Genomic DNA, 18,862 nt, shown 5'->3' on the forward strand with positions numbered 1-18,862 from the left:
TTAATACTCCTTTTCTAATTCTTCGAAAAATTCCTTTTCTGCTTCTTCATATATTTCGTGAATCTTATCTACTGTTAAAAATATTTTATTGATTCTTTCTAAAGTTAAATCCTCAATTTGAAATCTTACTTCGTCATCGTCCTCTTCAGGTTCCATTTCTACCCATTCTCCATCATAAGTCATTGGAATAAATCGGATTTCCTCTTCTTTTGATGGAAAAATGAATGAATTTATTTTTTCAAAAAAACTAGATTTTGCAATTTCTATATTTTCCGCTACAATATCAACTGAAAAATCAATGGACCTAGAATGATTCGGATGTTTTTTTTCTGCACGAATTAAGAAACTGTACAGAATTCCTTTTGTCTCTTCTTCATAAGCATCGCCTAAAATGAATAATGCCTCAATGTTTTCTTTTGTCTTGTCATGAATGAAAGATTTATTCAACGTGATTCCTACACATTTTTTCATCTCTCCCCCTGAATTAACACCGTCAATATCATTAACTTTAAAACCTTGTTTCTCAACTAGTTCAAGAATGTTATCTAAACTCATTACCTCTACACCTGTATAAAGTGTTACTGGTCCATCTCCATGAAGCGAAAGCTCTACTTCAAATTCTTTTGCCCCTGGTAAAAGGATATTTAAAGTTTGTTTTAATTCGTTAAGACTTAGGTTTTTGTATGTCATTTTCATATTTTAATAGTCTCCTTTTTTAAAAAATGATTTTACTACCCCACACGCCTTTCCCAGCGTTTTTATCATATATGAATACAATTGCATCACTTTAACTTTTAAAACGCTGTGACGGGCTTAATATGACTTTGAATTTTCTTTGTTTTACTTTTATGATCCTTATATATAAAGGAAGGACGAGTAATTTTACTCGCCCTCTTTTTATTTAACTTTGACTTAACTGAATAAAGATTTTAATTGAGGTACAAGTAACATTGCGATTAGAACAATACCAGCACCACTCATAAACTGTTTCATCCCTTGTGACTTTGCCCCTGGGTTATCATTACCATAGCCTTCTAATAAGTTTACAACTCCCCATACCCCTAAACCTGCACCAATTAAGATAACTAATTTTTGTAATACATCCACACCAGTCGTGAAAAATTGCATTATTCATTCGCCTTCTTTCTTTTCTTTTATTTTGTTTAACTTTGATTTTGACTTAGCTGAATAGAGCTTTTAATTGAGGAACTAGTAACATTGCGATTAAAACAATACCAGCACCACTCATAAACTGTTTCATCCCTTGTGACTTTGCCCCTGGGTTATCATTACCATAGCCTTCTAATAAGTTTACAACTCCCCATACCCCTAAACCTGCACCAATTAAGATAACTAATTTTTGTAATACATCCACACCAGTCGTGAAAAATTGCATTATTGTTTCCCCTTTTCTTTATTAGTATTTGGTAATTCATTTTTTATAAGAATAGATAGTAAAGTATCTATTTTATAGCCCTTTATAAGTTTTAAACCGCCTCTTATTAAAAACACTGAACCTATCACAAGCAAGACTACCTGAATGACAACATATATATCTACCATAGTCTTTACCGCCTTTTACATATTAATATTTTGGTCTTTATTTTTTCTCTTTTTAAGGATTAAAAGAGTTCCTAGAATGATACAGATCACAGCGATTGCAACTAAAGTAATTATAAGAATTTGAGTATTTGAATCTTTCTTTTGGCTAGTTTTTTCATCTTTTTTATATAAAAAACTGTTTGAGTTATTCTTTGCCGTAGTCGGAAATATTTCTGTTATTTCTGCTGAATTTACTTGAATACTTCGTGTATCCAGCCCCAAAAATGTTGAACCCTTATTAACATATCTTTCTGTATCCAAGTTAATTGTAGTATCTTGTCTAACTGCATATTCTTCACGAGGAGCTTCATTTTCATCTAATATTTTAATTGTTCTTCCATAAGGTAGCGTTAAACTGGAAACAAATGCGCCATTTTCATCTAAAAACTTGACCATGTATTTCTCACCAACATTTTTATTCTTAAATACGTACTTTGTTTCAGTGTATACACTAACTTTATTGCTGTTTAAGTTGTTCGAATTGTTCGGATTGTTTGAAGTCACACTATCTTTCAACTTGGTATCGTTTTGTATTGAACCTCCCCACGGATTACTTGTAGGGGGAGTAGTGTTACTGTTATTCGTCTTTGTATTATCTTTAGTATTGTTAGTATCCGATTTTTGATTGTTGTTTGTGGCTGCACCTTTGTTGTCATTGTTGCTGTCTTTAGGTTTTTCAGTTGTTCCAGTTGCTTCTTTATTTGGTACTTCTGTTGTAGTTTCATTAGGTTTTTCTGCGGTGGTTTGGCCGTCTTTTAGTTCTTTAAAACGTTCATTTAAAATCTTTTCAACCTGATCTGAAACATCTTTATCTGTAATTGGTTTTTTTTCAGATTCAGTAATTACTTTTTCAGCATCTTCCCATTTTGCATAAAGAGTAACGGACTCTTTTAAAGTGTCATTGCCAAATTTATTTGTTAACTCAGCATTTGTATACCAACCGATGAAAATCTTGTCTTTATTAGACAATTTTGGAGCTTTAATTTTTTGACCAACATTCAACTTTACCGGTTCAATTTGTTCTTCTATATTTGTTACAAAGTTCACTGTGATTTCTTCTGTTTTATCGTCAATACCATTGTTATTAAAATCAGAGAAGAATTTAGCGTAATATTCGCCTTTAGAATCGGTAATTTTTCTATCATCAATATTTTGTACTTTTTCTTCTACCTTTTTTCCATCGCCTTTATCTACCATTTCAAACCAACCTGCAAATTTATAATTTTTGCCTGGACTTATCTCTGGTAAGACATCTTTTAGCTTTGTATCTTTAGTAGCACTTTTAACTACTTCTTTTATTTGTTCGTGGTTTTCTAATAAATTTCCACCTACATCTTTAACATAGAACTTTACTGAAAACTCTTCTTTAGTTGTTAAAACTGGCTTAATAAATAATTTGCCATCTTTCATTTCAATGGACCAATAACTCAGCATCTTCCCATTACTAACCTTCGGTTTTTCAAGATTCATTTCTTTATCACTAGTTAAAACAGTACTTTCAATTACCTCATTATCTTCATTAAGCACCTGGATTATCGTTTTCGATGGTACTTGTTCATGGAATAAAACTTTATTTTCATAGCTCACTTTCAAATAATTCCGAGCAATATTTTCATTTTCTTGTGTTTGTGTAGGATTATTTACAGCAGCAAGGACTGTTGTGTTACCTATTAAAGTAAGTGATAGAACACTACTGACTAAAACTCGCTTTGATTTTTCCCACATATCATTAATCCCTTCTGTTTAATTCTTTTTGTGCTTTATTTAGCCAATTTAAACTAAACTCAACATTTTCAAAAACGGAAGCCTTCTTGTTTTCGTTTGCTTTTATCATTTGATCCGGCATTTCGATTACTTCAGAAGGCTCCTCTGTATCAGGAGATTTCAAATACTCCATAATGTTTTTTTCTAAATCATCAAAAGGTACATTTTCTAATTTTAAATTTGTTTCTTCTTCTAATCTTGAAATGATAAACCCGTTATTATAATACTCTTGAACTGTAATGTCTTTTTTATTGTGATTTAATACCATAAGCAGTAAGTTGAGTAAGAATATATTGGTACGTTGCTTTTCAATTAAAATATTTTCGTTATCCTCTATTTTTGTAAGGGGATATAGCTTGAAAACTTGCGATTTATCAACTTTTATATTTAAATCCTGCTCAACTTGTGCTTCTAATATCTGATTATCTAAAGTAGGAAGATGAAACATATGTTTTTTTATATAGGCTTTAATTAGCACTATTAATCTTCCTTATCGTGTTTCTTTCTCTCATCTTCGAAATTATCTTCATAAAGGTCATCTTCCATTACTTCTTCATCTTCATTTGATTTATTTTGATTTTTTTTCTTTTTCATAACTAAGAAGTAATATCCAGCAGTCCCGACAATAGCAAGCCCGAGTACAATCAATAAAAACGTGTTATTGCCACCTTCTTCTTTTGGTTGTTCTGCTGTTGGTTTAGTACTTGCTGTTGTTTTTTCAGTTTCTGCTTGTTTCTGATTTGGTACATTCGGTTTAGCACTTGCACCATCTTTACTAGCAGTTGCAGTTGCAGTGCCATCTAATGTTGTCTTTTTAACATCTGATAAAAAATACACATTATTTTGGGTTTTATCTAAATCCACAATCAAGTAAAATACGTTACTATCTTTGTCGGTGATTGTATAAAATGCTTTAGAACCGCTTGTTGTAAAGTCTGTTACTGTTCCTGTACCATCAACTTTTTTCCCGTTAACACTAGCAGGTGTTTGGGCTTCAACTTCTTTCTCTTTCTTTTCAGCTGTAACACCTGGTCCAGAAGGTGGCTCTCCTACTGGTTTATTTTCTGTTACCTTTTGTGTTTCAGCTTTCTTTTCCTCTGCGTATGCAAAGTTGGAAACACCTGCGAATGACAATGAACACATTAATACCGTTGCGAAAAACGATCGTTTAGTAAGTTTTAGCATAACCTTGAGCTCCTTCTCGCATAGTACTGTTATTTGAGTTATCTTCCTTCACTTCAGTTTCAACTTGGTTCTTTTCTCCTCCACTAACAATTGCTTTTAGTGCCTCGTCAGGGCTTACTCCTGTTTCTTGAATCCGTTTAAACACTTCACTATATTCCAGGTTAAACAGTAATTCTTTATCTGTAGCTAATCGGCTTCTTTCGTCTTTCAAATTGTCATTTAATTTTTCAATTCGTTGTTCTCTTTTTGCGATTTTTTCCTTTAATCTTTTGATGCGATCTGACAAAAAAACCACTCCTTAATACTTTTTTAAAACTAATTATCTTTTCACTCTGTGGATTCCAGCAAAATGTTGTTGCCAGTATGGAGTTTTCCAGCTATGATAACCAATCCCAGCATTTTCACTGTCATACATAGTATTTTCATCAATGTAGAATCCAACATGAGAGATATGGTCGGGACTTTGATAAGTACCTTTGAAGAAAATTAAATCCCCTGGTTGCGCTTGACTTGGATCAATTGGTTCAGTTAGCTCATATTGACTCAGGGCGTATGAAGGTAAATCTATGCCAATTTGTTTTAAACCCCAAGATGTTAATCCGCTACAATCGAATCCTTGAGTCGGATTTTTACCGCCCCATACATACGGCCATCCTTGAAACTTCTCAATTTCTGTTAATACTGTTTTGAAATCTCCTGAAATATTTGCACCAGAACCACCAATGTATTCACTGATTAACTCACCGTAATGAAAGTTTCCTCCATCAACATATCTATAGGGTTTACCTACTCGGAGCGATGTTTCGTTGACGTAAGATGTTGTAATCCCAGTAGTATTCCCTAAACTTGGGGCTACTACAGTCCGTGAGTATTCTTCAGCTACCTCAAGGGAATAATCTCCCCCTCTGTTACCAAGCCATGTTGCAAAATAATTACCATAATTGTAGGCTTGTGCTAATGCTTTAACATTATTTTCATAGCCTCTATTAAAGGCTTTTAGGGCAAGTAAACAATCTTTTAAATGTTTTACACCTTGTCGAACTGACTCTTCCTCTGTTTGAAATACATTTGGTCTACCATAACCAGCAGACTCCGAGGATTGCATAATATCCGGAGTGCCGCGCCCTCCTGACTCGATCTGGATGATTGCTAGTAAAAGAGAAATATAGTCTTGCATGCCTTGTGCAGCAGCCTCTTTTTCAACTAACCCTCGCCATCTTTCAACGTCAGGATCTAAGTTTTTCGAACCACCAATGTTTCCACTGATTTGTTCTTGTTGCTTTGCCCCCCCTGCACCCAACATACCCGCTATCAATAAAAGGATAATTCCAACAAGTATTATTGGAAATGCACCAGCAAATCCACCACCAGCTATCGCTGCAACCTTAGTTCCTATTGCCTTTTTGATGGTCTGAAGATTAAATTTACCTAAGCTTTTAAACAAATTAGCTACTCGATCCTTAACGTTAGATGCCATACTAGAAAGTGCTCTTGCCTTATTCTTATCTCGATGTGGAGCGTACATTTTCTTTTTAATAACTTTTTTCTTTAAGATACTCCTAGACTCTACTTTGAGCTTTTTATCTTTAGAGAAAGGTACTAGCTTGCCTTTTTGCTTACCCATTTTCCCTAATTTCGCATTTGCTTTAATTCTATTTTTAACGAGCTTCTTTGTAGCTCTAGCAATTTTCGTAGCACTTTGGCTCGCTAATTTTACGCCCTCGTCACCTTTTTCTAGTTGTTCTTGATACTTTAAAGCACTACTTCCTGCTACATTTACTGTTGTTTTCGCTAACTTTTTTGCTGTTGCTTTTGTTAACTTTTTGTTTCCGTTAACTTTCTTACGCTAATCTTTTTGTTTGGCCCTTTTAATTTTTGGAACCTTTCAATTTTCCCTTTATCAAGTTTTTTTATATAAAGCTTTTCTTGCCTGCTTTTCCTTAATTTTTTTACGCTAGTCTTTTTGTTTGGCCCTTTTAATTTTTGGAACCTTTCAATTTTGGCTATATCAAGTTTTTTTAATTTTTGAAAACCCTTTTTGGCTAATCCAAAACCTTTTCTGGTTAATCTATAACCTTTGGTAACTCCTTGACTGGCTACCTTAACGCCATCATCACCCTGTTCTAATGCTTTTTGATACTTTTTAATACCACCTTTTACAGAATTTTTTGTGGTACCTCCAAGTTTTTTAGTACCATATTTCAAAGTGTTTTTTGCTTCAGTTAAAGAATTTTTAGCTTCAGCTTTTATAGCAATCAAGGAATCTTTACCGAGTTTTCCAATAAACTGTATTCCATTTTGAACTTTTGGATTATCAGTTAATAATTTTTTAGAATTTTTCTCGCTTGCTTTTAAAAATGATTTCTCAGTTTGGCCTAATTGCTTTTGTTGAGATGTTTTTAATGCCTCTGGTTTCTTAACATTTTTGATTAGATCTTGTTGTCGAATATTTTGATTAATATGTTGAGACTGTTTAGAAGTTTGCTTTTGTAATTTCTCTTGCCCTGTTTCTTGTGAGCTTTGGAGAACACTTTTCCCTTGTCTTTTTTCTGGTGGGCTCTCAGTAGCATTTATAGTTTGTGAAACTTGTTTTTGCTCAGCTGTTTCAACTGTCTTATTTAGTACCTTTACGGTACTTTCTGGTTTCTGAAATTCTTGGTTGATGTGCTGTGACAGCTTAGAAGATTGTTTTTGTAACGTTTCCTGGCCTGTATTCTGTTGCGGACTTTGTATAGTACTTGTAGTTTGCGAATACTGTTTTTGCTCAGCTGTTTCAACTGTCTTATTTAGTACCTTTGCGGTACTTTCTGGTTTCTGAAATTCTTGGTTGGTGTGTTGTGACAGCTTAGAAGATTGTTTTTGTAACGTCTCCTGGCCTGTATTCTGTTGTGGGCTTTCTAGAGTGCTTGTCGTTTGTGAATACTGTTTTTGTTCAGCTGTCTCAACTGTCTTATTTAGTACCTTTGCGGTACTTTCTGGCTTCTGAAATTCTTGGTTGGTGTGTTGTGACAGCTTAGAAGATTGTTTTTGTAACGTTTCCCGGCCTGTATTCTGTTGCGGGCTTTCTATGGTGCTTGCCGTTTGCGAATACTGTTTTTGCTCAGCCGTTTCAAATGTCTTATTTAGTACCTTTGCGGTACTTTCTGGTTTCTGAAATTCTTGGTTGGTATGTTGTGACAGCTTAGAAGATTGTTTTTGTAACGTTTCCTGGCCTGTATTCTGTTGCGGGCTTTCTATGGTGCTTGCCGTTTGTGAATACTGTTTTTGCTCGGCTGTTTCGTATTTCCTATCTATTACCTGTACCGCACTTTCTTGTTGCTGAAATTCTTGGTTGATGTGCTGTGACAGCTTAGAAGATTGTTTTTGTAACGTTTCCTGGCCTGTATTCTGTTGCGGGCTTTCTATGGTGCTTGCCGTTTGTGAATACTGTTTTTGTTCGGCTGTTTCGTATTTTCTATCTATTACCTGTACCGCACTTTCTTGTGCTTGAAATTCTTGGTTGGTGTGTTGTGACAGTTTAGAAGATTGTTTTTGTAACGTTTCCTGGCCTGTATTCTGTTGTGGGCTTTCTATGGTGCTTGTCGTTTGCGAATACTGTTTTTGTTCGGCTGTTTCGTATTTCCTATCTATTACCTGTACCGCACTTTCTTGTTGCTGAAATTCTTGGTTGGTGTGTTGTGATTGTTTAAAGGATTCTTTTTGTAATTTCCCTTGATCTGTTTCTTGTTGCGGGCTTTCTATGGCATTTTTAGTTTGTGAGATATTTCTCTGCTCTGCTGTCTCAACATTTTTATCTAATTCCTTCATAGCACTCTCTTGTTGTCGAAAATTGCTATTTGATTGATCAGATGTTTTTTTCCTAATCAAGTTTCAGCAGCCCCCTCATCACTCATTTGCGGTTGCCCTCAAATGCTTAATTTCCTCTGGTTTTGTTGTCATAACCGGATATAAGGAATTATTCTTAGGGAACTTATCCTTAAATGGTAAAATGACACCTGAATAAACAATTAAACCTTCGCCCTCTTTAGAGTTAGTTATATAGTTTGCTTGATAATCACTAATACCGAATTTACTCTGTAAAATTCTTCTATCACTTTGTGCTTGATTTAAAAGGTAAACAAAGTCTGTATTATCAATGATTGTTTCAATCTTTGGACTAGATAATAAATCTTTAACGTTTTGCGTCATACCTGTTGGTATACCGCCCCATTTTCTAAATCTCTTCCAAAACTCTACGCTATAATTTGCTGTTTGTTCTTCTGCTAAAAGTTTGTGGAATTCATCCATGTAATACCATGTCTTCTTATCTTGATTACGGTTTATCGTTACTTTGTTCCAAACGTGGTCCTGTAGGATTAACATGCCTAACTCACGTAAGTTAGAACCCAACTCTTTTATATTGAAACAAATCAAACGATTATTAACGTCTACAGATGTAGGATGATTAAATACATTTAATGAACCATGAACATATAATTCTAATGCATCTGCTAATTCTCGACCTTCAGCTCTATCGTTATTAAGTAAAGCATTATATAAATCCTCTAAGATAGGTATGTTCTTAAGTATTGGTTCTTCAAGATAAGGACGATAAATAATACGGACACATTTATCTACAATTGTTTTTTGTTTTGCTGTTAGTCCCGATTTCCCCCCTGCAATTACTTCCATCATGGTAAGAACGAACTCCGTCTTGTAGGAAATTGGATTTTCTCCTTCTCCGTAATCTAATGAAATATCTAGCGGATTAATAAATTGCTCTGAATTTGGAGATATTTTAATTATTTCCCCGCCTAGCCTGTAAACGAAAGCACTGTACTCGGCTTCTGGATCACAGATCAAAATATCATCTGTAGTTCTCAAGAAGGTATCTATTATTTCTCGTTTTGAAGAAAATGATTTCCCCGAACCAGGTGTACCCAAAACCAATCCATTTGGATTTTTAAGGGCTTTTCGGCTAACTTGAATCAAGTTATTACTTAGAGCATTTAAACCGTAATATACAGGTTCTTTTTCTTCTTGATACAATTCTATTGTTGTAAATGGTACGAATATGGCAGTAGATGATGTTGTTAGTCCACGCTCTAAATCTGTTTCAGTAATATTATCGCCAAACGGTAAGGCACTGATTAGGGCTCTTTCTTGCTGTAGTTTCAGTTTTTTCAATGTACAGTTTTGCTTTTGTGCGACAGAATTCAATCTGAAAATCGCATTATCTAAACTTTTTCGATCATTTTCAAAGACTACAATAGTAAAGGTTAAATAAAAATATCTTTCATTTTCCCTTTGTAAGTCTCTTAAAATTTTTCTACTTTCTTCAACGTGCATATTTAAATCTGTCGGAAGAATATCCATGTCATAACCACTACGTAAAGCCTTTTTTTGCTCCTCGATTTTAATACTATCGAGGTCAGATGCTTTTGATTTAACCATTTTGACAGCCTGTTGTTGCCCAAGACTACGAACGTGCATACTAACAAGTATTTCGAGGTCTAAATCTAAAAAGTCTGCTAAAACTCTATCTGATAACTCCGTTGCTTCAATTTTCAAATGTAAAACAGATGCATGCTTATTATTCACTTTAAATTCATCTGCATAGGACTCAAAATCTATATTTTTAGGTGCAATCAAATCTTTAGTTGTTCCACCACTTAATTGTTCCTTTGATAAATTTTCTAATTCGATATAGTGTTTAGAATTATTATTTAACAGGTAATTAATAACTGATAATCGTTCAATACCGTTTAATTCCTCCACGCCTACGCCCAATGTTTTAAAGTGATCTTTGATATTCTCTTCGATACTTGCTAAACGTCTAACAGCATTATCATAGGATTCATCTGTGATTGAAAAAACCAAGTACTTATTTCGGACAATACCATTATTTCCTTTTTGCCTTTGTTCCTCTAAAAATGAAAAGTATTCTTCTTGCATTGTTTCAAAATCTTCAATATTACTCATACTTTTACTGTAGGCAAGCACTTCCTCATTCTCTTCACCATTCATACGATAATTGATAAAGCAAAATTGAATTTTAATCTTGTCATCGAATGAGTTTAGTAATGTACTATATTGTGCGAAAATCCTTTGTTTTATTTCATCTTGTGATAACTGATACGATATATCCGAAAAACGAATCATTCTGTTATATGTTTTCTGTCCAACATGACAAACCCCATTGGGATACATTTTGTTGTAATTTAATGTATCTTGTGTAGTCTTTCTTATTGGCCGTTTTGAATCAACTAGTTTTTGCAACGCTTGAAACAGATTTAGTTTTTCTAACCTTGCGTTTTTCATTCATCATATTCCTTTCTGCTGCAACTTTAACGTTTCTTTTTGATACTTTAAAGTATCTCTTTTGCGGATTCAGATACTTATATTCTAAATACAGCTTAATCCACGTTTCAGCAGGCATACCATCTTTCGAGAAGATTGTAGCGAAGATCGCTGGGCATGCTGTAAAGAAAAGACCATATAAAGCAACATCCAAGCTGAAGCTTTTTAGTAAGAAAAATACTGGTAAACTTATCGCTAAAGCGATTGAAAATCCTATCAATTGTCTTTTTGTTAATCCTAAAAACAATTTAGATTTTATGGTCTTTAACTCTTTGGGAATAGATACAACGAAATTATTATTCATTCTTATCTAACCCCTTCCTAAGTTCATTAGGCATATCTTTCAGAAATCTGAATTCTTCCATAAATAAGGCTCCTTGTAATGCCTTTTTACTTGGAAAAATGATTTTCATAAAGATAAACATAAATATAAATGTCCAAATAATAAGCAGTGTAATATCAAGCATACCTACTAAACCAACAACCTCTAAATCATCTGAAATAACTTTTGTTTCTGCATATTCCTTTAAACCGTCAGTGTTAGCAGCAATTAAGTTTATTTCAATTAATGTTACTATCCATGTCACGAGTGAAATAACACCAAATGTAATTAATAAAGTTTTATTTTTCTTAATCCATAGTTTCATTTAAATTGCCCCCACTACAGATTTAGCAAGTGAATGTGTTCTTGTTAATGAGACTACTAGAATCGCCATGGAAACGAGCATTAACATTAATCCGAATAATCCATCTTGTTCAGCAGCCATTAAACCACTTGCTTTTTCGAGTAACCCAGCATATATGATTAAACAAACTATCATAAAATATCCTTGGAGCATTAGGGCCAGTAAATTTTTAACATATGCTTGCCCGATACTTCCAACCCAATCACGATTTAAAAATGTAGCAAATGGAATTGGAGCAACTGAAATATAAAGCAAAATTGCAACCATACGACTCCAAGCTACTAAATAGATAATTATACACATTGCAAATGATGCGACTAAAGCTATAGCTGAAATAACCCACATTGATAAAGCAGCACCAACATCCCCTTTTTCCATTGAATTAAGAAGATTATCTGTTATAGTATCAGGTAATTTTAGTGCCGAGGCTGGAATATGATCTGTTATCCATTTACCAAGATCGAATACAGCAAGTGTTATATCAAAAGCGTTAGTCAACAATAAAATCATTGCACTTGTTTTAATGATTAAAAACATTAATTGTCCCGCATCAAAATCGTTACCTCGATTTTTTTCTACAACTAATTGATATAGTTCATAACAAAATACATATGTTAAAATCAGTCCCGCAACGGGCAGTATGGCCGTGTCAGATATTAACCTAAGATTATCAACAATTGTTTGGGAAAACTGTGTTGGTGTTTCCGAAACATTTGCTTGAACTGTATCAACGCTTTTTTGGAACAATCCGGTAATCCAACCAAGCAAGAGTTTTATACCGCCATGGAACATATCAAAAATTTTGTCAAAAATAGCATCAACGATTGCACTCATTATCTGTCCACCTCGTTCAGTTCAAATCAATATAAACGAGTTTATTTGCACCGTCTATTTTTTGAACAAGTTTTAATTGCAAACTTTTGTTTTTGGCGTACTCATTCGGAATCGCTAACAAAATGTTTCCACTATCTTTTGTTGTTCTTCCCACCATATATGCAGTTGTAATATACGTTTGCTGATATTCTAAAAATTGATTCCCACTAGCTAATTCTTTATCGCCTATCACAAGTCCTGAACCTTTATTTAATACAAATCCTTCAAGTGGACTACTTTTTGCTTTTTCGTTTATTTCTTGTTTCATATTAATGATTAGTAGTTTAAAATCATCTTTGAGCTTTAAATTTTTATTACTTACATAACTGTTATATCGATCTCGAAAATCAAGTTCAGATGATTCATCAAAATCTTTTATTTCTACACTAGTAATGTTGCGAGTGAATATAAATTTTTCCATTGCAATATCATAGTTACTATTTTTAAAAATATTGACAGGCAAGTTTACTGATTCATTCTTTTTGACAATTTTTTTTGCTTGTGTCTGTTGTTGTTCTTTTACAACATTTTCACTTTTACCACTACAAGCTGATAACATTGAAACTGATAACATTATGAATAAAGCTTTTTTGTTAACTTCAGTTTAATTTTCTCCTTTCTCAATTAAATTTGGGATTAACATGCATTAACTTTGTGAAATTTTTAATTACAATATAATGTAGGAAGTGTAGTGTAAACATGTTGAGTACATCATAGTGAATAACAATCTTTTATTCTTCTTTTTTTGCACTATACGTATTTGGTTCAAACAGATATTCAAGGGGTTCTTGCAGACACAGGCTGATGGCCTCCGCTCTTTTTGCATTTACTCCACTTTTACCAACCTCGATTCCATACAAAGTGTTCTCAGGCACTTTGGATGAACGAGATACATCTTGAATAGTTAGACCTTTAGCTTCTCTAACCATTCTTATAACTGTTGAACCTTCTTTCGGGATATTGATCAAGTTACCACCCCCTTGTTTATATTTTATTGGATAATTAATCCAAAGTCAACGATTAGTTCATTTTTTTTGAACGTTTATTTGATTTTTTTAATAAGTTAGGTATTAATACTATTTGAAAGGTTGATCTACTTGGAAAACAATACTTTTGGACAGAATCTTAGAAATTTAAGAAAACTAAAAAAGATTAGATTACACGAATTGGGTAAAGAGTTAGACGTAACAGCAAGTGCAATATCTGCATGGGAGCTTGGGAAAAAAGAACCCAGCTTTGATATGTTAAAAAAAGTCGCAAGCTATTTTATCGTTAGTACTGACTATTTACTGAATCATCAAGTTCTGGACAATGAAGAACAAAAAAAGGCAGTTGTTACGCAGTTAGCAGATGAATTGTACGAGAAAAGTCAGGACATTCCCGTATTCAAAGAAGAACTACTTTCTTATATTTCTTATTTAGATTTCAAGAAAAAGTCTGAACAAACAGCATTAGAGAACAATGAAAATGAAATTGAGGATGAGAATACAGAAAAAGATTCTTAAAGCAATCTATAATCACAATTGAAATTTATAGAAATAGAGCATCTGTTAAGATGCTCTCCCCTCTTTACTTTCTATATAATTTAGTACAGTTAATAGTTCATAATAAAATTCCATCGGATTATTTTGGTCATTTAATACTTCTTCAAGTAGAGCTTTAGTTATATTCCCCTTATTTCTTTCCCCTTCATTTGCTCGCATCATCTCTTTACATCCCTTCATATGTTTTCGATAACTCCCCTTACTTGCAAGTGAACGACTGTTAAGTTTCTAATTTGATGTAATTTCTTGATGTTAATTAAATTTAAGGATTGGTACTCGTCTTTGTGTATATGAATATTATATGACTTCATATCGCCGTTGTACAGAACATACATTCGTGTTTATATTGTGAAAAATGAGCATTCGGAATAAATAACCCCTATTTTTAGAAATTTATTCCACCCCTAAAAGTACAAAATGACACTGCAACAGCAGTGTCATTTTTTACATATTATAGAATTATTAAAGTTTTATTCATAATCAACCACCGCCGACACCAGGGCCAGCATGCAAATATTGTACAACCATAACAACAAGAGGACTAGATAAAATAGTATATGTAGTAATTTGAAGAGCCTTTTTAAATCTTCCCATTTTTGTCACCTCCTGTAAAGTTCTATCGCTATTATAACTTATCTTGGGGTAATTTTGCATAATATGGATTTTTCGTACGCAAAAATTCAAAGAGGGATTTTTTTAGCATTTCTCTATCGCCAGTTGCAATCCCCCAATAATACATCCAAAACGATGAAACATTAGGCGAATTTTCTCGTATTTCTTTTAATATTTTAATTGCTTTCTCTTTATCTCCCTTTTGAATGTACAAGTACGCTACTTCCTCTGGATCTGTCGGATTAATTTTATCTAAGTTTACTTTCCAGTGAATGTGTAAAAAATCTAATGTGTTTTTAACTTTTAAATATCTATACTTCATTTTTTCATTACATGGATTTTCAACACATTGTAAACTTCTTTCCAGAAAATGTTTTGATTTTTCAAAGTCGGTTAGTATATATGACTCCCCAATCAGCCCATAAGCTATAGCCTTTGTTAAAGGGAAATGGTTTTTTTCATTATTAATAATTTTTTCGCATAGTTCTCTACATTCTTCCAGCTTATTATCTTTATGTAAACAAGATGCTAGCATTTCATTTTTTCGCAAACATAATGTGAAGTGGAAATTTTTATTTGTCACCTCATTAATGAATGGTTCTAGTCCCTTAGTATATTCGTTTACTATTTCATACTCCTCTAAATCAAAAAATGCATAAATTAACGCAAATTCTAATAGAATTTTGATCTCTGCATTCACTTTATTTGTATTTGTATTTTTGACTATACTTCGTACTTCTTGAAGATACTCTTCTTTAGACTTTTTTTCAGTATTACGTAAGTATAATAATTCGTATACTCTACAAAAATCTCTATTAGTTTTATTATCGGATATCTTACCTTTTTCAATTAGAATTTTCATTAATTCTAATTCACCAGTTAAGTTTGTATATTCTAACTCTAACGGGAGATTGTTCTTTCGTTTCGTTGTATCGCAAAAATTATAAACTTCAGTTTTTATTAATTGATGATTATCAGGATATAATAAGTTAAGAATTCCTGTGTATATAGAGAAATCAAACTCTCTTTTCCCTGACAACATATCATTAATTGTTGAATGACTAATATTAAACATATCGGCAAGTTTTCTATTACTTATTCCCTTGGAATAAAGATCTTTATGAATTTTTTCTAAAATCATAATTGAATTTCTCCCCCCTTAAATACACAGTCAATCTAATATTTTGAAAATCAGAATATTTAGATATCTTTTCATGTTTTATTCTATTAGTCCAATTATACATGAGATTAATAAATGCTCTATAATTTTTTCTCAAAATTATCCATATAAAAATCTTGAGAAAAAATATACTGAATTTTCTGCATTTTATTTATATTAATACGCAGCATCATTCTCTCTTTCTATATCTTTATACATATCTTTTTAAAATATATTTTATCAAAGTTAAAGAAAACTCTGTTTAAATATGCATATTTGCATTTTTTAAGCGCATTTCAGAATGTTATCACGCTACATTTACATTATTAAGGAGGATTTAATCTAATTGTGAAATACATATTTTCATTTGGTTGATATTTCAAGAGAAAAAATATAAAATATATAACTAAGCAGTATACAATTTTGTGGTATAGTTGTTTCATAGAAGAATTATAACGAAGAAAAACAAAAAAGATTTCAGTTAATATAAAAAAAGACAAAAAAAAACTCCACCCTCAGTTTTTAATTGGTCTAGGTCGGCAAACTTTGAACCAATTAAAAACTCCCATTAGCGGAGTTTTTACTCACAAAAATTATTTATTGATATTAAATTACTTACAAAAGTTATTTATAAGTGAATTATATCATAAGTAATTGTATTTTGTGAATAAAAACCTCTCTAATTTTCCGATATTCGGGTGGAAAAAATAGGGAGGTTTTTTTAATGGTATCAAGTTATGAAAATATAACAGCTGCTGATTTCATTAGTGGCATTCAAGTAAACTCACAAACTCCAAAAACAAATATGAATCTTTATAAAAAGATGACAAAACAAAAGTTCCTCATGCGTGGTCCAAAGTTTTTTTATGGACTCCTCAAACTTCTAAAAAGAGAAGATGAACTCTCAGAGCTTCCAGCATCCGCATTAGCTGTATATGTTGGTATGCACTACATGGTAGATGATATTGGACTATTACCAAGTGATTTTACTATTGCTCAAATTGCTGAAAAAATCCAACTACCTTATACGACTGCACATACAGGATTTGAGATCCTTTTACAACGTAAACTCATTCAAGAAAGAATTACGGAAAAGGGATTACCAGTGTACGAGATTTGTCATTATGCGTTAAACAATCGTACAAAGAGTGAAGGTAATCAAGAATGCAAAGAAATATCCTATTTCCGTATTCCAAACTCACTACTGGATACAAATATCTTACGTGAGTTAGTTAGACATCGTAACCGTAAAGGTATTTATTTATTATTAGACCTATGCATTAACTTTACACACAAGCTCTATCAACTCGGTCATGATGATGTACAACTATACACTGTTGAAAGAACAATGAAAACATTAAAAATCTATTTTAATAAGAACGCCAAAAAAGTACGAGAATATGCAGACTTACTATCACCAATTTTTTCTTTTGTTCCTACACATAAAAAGGTACGAGAAGCAAAAGAATCACGCATTACACGTATTCGTAAAGCTGTAAACCAAATTTTAGTTCCTAAATTTGAAATCCATATGGCTGCATCATGTGTAGTGGAGAATACTGATACTGATGTGAAACAAAATGAAGCAAAAATGAGAAAAGAAGCGGTATCACGTTTGAAATCTATAGGGTATCCACTTACTAATAAAGACCGTAAAGATCTTGTAGTTGCATTCCAAAGCGAAATTTCTAAGATTGCGTATTTATTAGAAAATAAGACTGCTAGAACGCAACTAATGACCTATACAATGTGCTATGCGCTAGATGCATTAGAAAAGTACGTGAATACTACTAATCAAAAAGTGAAATCTATTGGTGCTTTTGTTCGTACAAAATTACGTGAGTCACTTCCATCTTGGCGTATTACATATTTAAGTGAGCACGACCGTTACGAATTGTTTATTGCTTTTAGTAATAAACAATTCGATATTCCAGAATGGTTATATATGGACTACAAACCAGATTTGGTTACAGCTGTATAAGTTAAAAATTTAAAAACAAAATACTTATTTTAGCTTTGTTCAAAAAAAATTAAGTGAACAAGGCTATTTGTCATATAAATAAACGAGTATCGCAAGTTGTTCTGTATTCCTGAATGAAAAACAGTAGGTTTTTAACTCGAAATCTACTGTTTTTTTATTTTGTCTGGATACGATACTAAACTTGTGAATTTGTTGATACTATGTATCACATCTTGTGGAATATAGAATAATTGGTTTCTTAACTTGTGAATTGTTATTTTTTTGTTATTTCACTTGTAGATATGTGAGTTTTACATTTTATGAATTATTAAATCTTTCAAATCCCTTGCGCCCCAAGAAGTTCAGCGATTCTCTTTTTGCTTATATATATATTTGGTTCTTGTATATATTTCTTTGATTAATTTATATATGTATTTGAAAATTGATACTTAATGTATGTTATTTATACTTAAAAAATGAAAAATAATAATAAATAGAATCTCTTCAATAACAATTCAATTCTTCAAGCAATTTAGGGAATCTTGATATTCTTTGTAAATACGCATGATTTTTTTAGGGAGGATTGACTTCTTTTAGCGAAGTACAAGGGTTTTCTTAAACTTCCTAGAATTGCTACAGCAACTCACGTAATCTTTAAATCTTATTTTAGGAGTTGATTGTATGAGTCAAGTTATCCACTTAGAACGTTTACAACGTCCATTAAACAGTTCGGACGTTGCAAACACACTAAACATACCTCCTAGTACATTACGGACGTATACAGGGCATTTCAGACGTCTAGGGCATCCGTTTGAAAAAAAGAATGGCCGTATAGTGTATTCAATCCGTGATGTAGAACTATTTAAAGAAATGCTAAAGCTACATGAACAAGGTTTTGGAACAATTCGTGAATGTGTTTTAAACGTTGTAAACGTCCAAAACAACGGTGTAAACGTTGAGGACACCCAGGACAGCGTGGACAAACAAAACAAACAATGTAAACAAGCTCAGGACACCTCTTCGCCAATTGAAACAGCAAATGAGATAGCAAGGATCAGGCAAGAAATGGAGGAATTACGGAAATATGTCGATGAAAGTATAAAAAAACGAGATGAATTGTTGCTGCAAACATTACGAG

General features: G+C 32.6%; 21 protein-coding genes. 3 read left to right on the forward strand and 18 right to left on the reverse strand.

Annotated features, from left to right (window positions below):
- The 16 genes from CDB3_RS30820 to CDB3_RS30885 form a co-directional block, all read right to left on the reverse strand.
- Entirely contained in the window at positions 1-696 is a 696-nt protein-coding gene (locus CDB3_RS30820; RefSeq protein WP_128857105.1) for a hypothetical protein, read from the reverse strand.
- A gap of 216 nt (positions 697-912) precedes the next feature.
- The gene (locus CDB3_RS30825; protein ID WP_128857106.1) at positions 913-1,128 is read right to left on the reverse strand and encodes a Maff2 family mobile element protein; all 216 of its coding nucleotides are present in this window, start codon (positions 1,126-1,128) and stop codon (positions 913-915) included.
- Positions 1,129-1,180: 52 nt separating this feature from the next.
- Positions 1,181-1,396, reverse strand: coding sequence for a Maff2 family mobile element protein (locus CDB3_RS30830; protein ID WP_107888255.1), 216 nt, complete (start codon positions 1,394-1,396; stop codon positions 1,181-1,183).
- Positions 1,396-1,563, reverse strand: a complete 168-nt coding sequence (locus tag CDB3_RS31965) for a hypothetical protein (protein ID WP_179139793.1) — start codon at positions 1,561-1,563, stop codon at positions 1,396-1,398. The genes CDB3_RS30830 and CDB3_RS31965 overlap by 1 nt, the downstream gene beginning before the upstream one ends.
- A gap of 15 nt (positions 1,564-1,578) precedes the next feature.
- Complete coding sequence (locus tag CDB3_RS30835; protein ID WP_128857107.1) at positions 1,579-3,327, reverse strand: InlB B-repeat-containing protein; 1,749 nt, start codon at positions 3,325-3,327, stop codon at positions 1,579-1,581.
- A gap of 4 nt (positions 3,328-3,331) precedes the next feature.
- Positions 3,332-3,844 (reverse strand): hypothetical protein, encoded by a 513-nt coding sequence (locus tag CDB3_RS30840; RefSeq protein ID WP_128857108.1) that lies wholly within the window; start codon positions 3,842-3,844, stop codon positions 3,332-3,334.
- A 2-nt stretch (positions 3,845-3,846) separates the two neighbouring features.
- On the reverse strand, positions 3,847-4,551 hold the full coding sequence (locus CDB3_RS30845) for a CD1107 family mobile element protein (protein WP_128857109.1): 705 nt from the start codon (positions 4,549-4,551) through the stop codon (positions 3,847-3,849).
- Positions 4,535-4,837, reverse strand: coding sequence for a hypothetical protein (locus tag CDB3_RS30850; protein ID WP_128857110.1), 303 nt, complete (start codon positions 4,835-4,837; stop codon positions 4,535-4,537). Before CDB3_RS30850 ends, CDB3_RS30845 begins: the two co-directional genes overlap by 17 nt.
- 33 nt (positions 4,838-4,870) lie before the next feature.
- Entirely contained in the window at positions 4,871-6,076 is a 1,206-nt protein-coding gene (locus CDB3_RS32840; protein WP_256869993.1) for a bifunctional lytic transglycosylase/C40 family peptidase, read from the reverse strand.
- A gap of 290 nt (positions 6,077-6,366) precedes the next feature.
- On the reverse strand, positions 6,367-8,418 hold the full coding sequence (locus tag CDB3_RS32845) for a hypothetical protein (RefSeq protein ID WP_256869994.1): 2,052 nt from the start codon (positions 8,416-8,418) through the stop codon (positions 6,367-6,369).
- An 18-nt stretch (positions 8,419-8,436) separates the two neighbouring features.
- A complete protein-coding gene (locus tag CDB3_RS30860) occupies positions 8,437-10,851 on the reverse strand; it encodes a VirB4-like conjugal transfer ATPase, CD1110 family (RefSeq protein WP_128857111.1) in 2,415 nt (804 codons plus the stop codon).
- Positions 10,793-11,194, reverse strand: coding sequence for a PrgI family protein (locus CDB3_RS30865; RefSeq protein WP_128857112.1), 402 nt, complete (start codon positions 11,192-11,194; stop codon positions 10,793-10,795). Before CDB3_RS30865 ends, CDB3_RS30860 begins: the two co-directional genes overlap by 59 nt.
- A complete protein-coding gene (locus CDB3_RS30870; RefSeq protein ID WP_128857113.1) occupies positions 11,187-11,537 on the reverse strand; it encodes a hypothetical protein in 351 nt (116 codons plus the stop codon). Before CDB3_RS30870 ends, CDB3_RS30865 begins: the two co-directional genes overlap by 8 nt.
- Positions 11,538-12,410, reverse strand: coding sequence for a VirB6/TrbL-like conjugal transfer protein, CD1112 family (locus CDB3_RS30875; protein WP_128857114.1), 873 nt, complete (start codon positions 12,408-12,410; stop codon positions 11,538-11,540). It abuts the gene before it with no gap.
- Between the two features lie 16 nt (positions 12,411-12,426).
- Positions 12,427-13,023: a hypothetical protein gene (locus CDB3_RS30880; protein ID WP_128857115.1), complete on the reverse strand. Its 597-nt coding sequence runs from the start codon at positions 13,021-13,023 to the stop codon at positions 12,427-12,429.
- Between the two features lie 157 nt (positions 13,024-13,180).
- Positions 13,181-13,417, reverse strand: coding sequence for a helix-turn-helix domain-containing protein (locus CDB3_RS30885; protein ID WP_128857116.1), 237 nt, complete (start codon positions 13,415-13,417; stop codon positions 13,181-13,183).
- Positions 13,418-13,546: 129 nt separating this feature from the next.
- Here CDB3_RS30885 and CDB3_RS30890 point away from each other — a divergent pair, with 129 nt between their 5' ends.
- Positions 13,547-13,954, forward strand: a complete 408-nt coding sequence (locus CDB3_RS30890; RefSeq protein WP_128857117.1) for a helix-turn-helix domain-containing protein — start codon at positions 13,547-13,549, stop codon at positions 13,952-13,954.
- A 45-nt stretch (positions 13,955-13,999) separates the two neighbouring features.
- On the opposite strand, the gene CDB3_RS31970 is transcribed toward CDB3_RS30890, so the two are convergent.
- Positions 14,000-14,173, reverse strand: a complete 174-nt coding sequence (locus CDB3_RS31970) for a hypothetical protein (RefSeq protein WP_179139789.1) — start codon at positions 14,171-14,173, stop codon at positions 14,000-14,002.
- 445 nt (positions 14,174-14,618) lie between these two features.
- Positions 14,619-15,746: an AimR family lysis-lysogeny pheromone receptor gene (locus CDB3_RS30895; protein WP_128857118.1), complete on the reverse strand. Its 1,128-nt coding sequence runs from the start codon at positions 15,744-15,746 to the stop codon at positions 14,619-14,621.
- 742 nt (positions 15,747-16,488) lie between these two features.
- Between CDB3_RS30895 and CDB3_RS30900 the strand changes: the two genes are divergently transcribed.
- A complete protein-coding gene (locus tag CDB3_RS30900) occupies positions 16,489-17,745 on the forward strand; it encodes a hypothetical protein (protein ID WP_128857119.1) in 1,257 nt (418 codons plus the stop codon).
- A gap of 660 nt (positions 17,746-18,405) precedes the next feature.
- The coding region (locus tag CDB3_RS30905) for a MerR family transcriptional regulator (protein WP_128857120.1) at positions 18,406-18,862 on the forward strand (457 nt) is incomplete at its 3' end.

Origin of the sequence: Bacillus sp. CDB3 (genome assembly GCF_002081505.1) — a bacterium.
Taxonomy (GTDB): domain Bacteria; phylum Bacillota; class Bacilli; order Bacillales; family Bacillaceae_G; genus Bacillus_A; species Bacillus_A cereus_AT.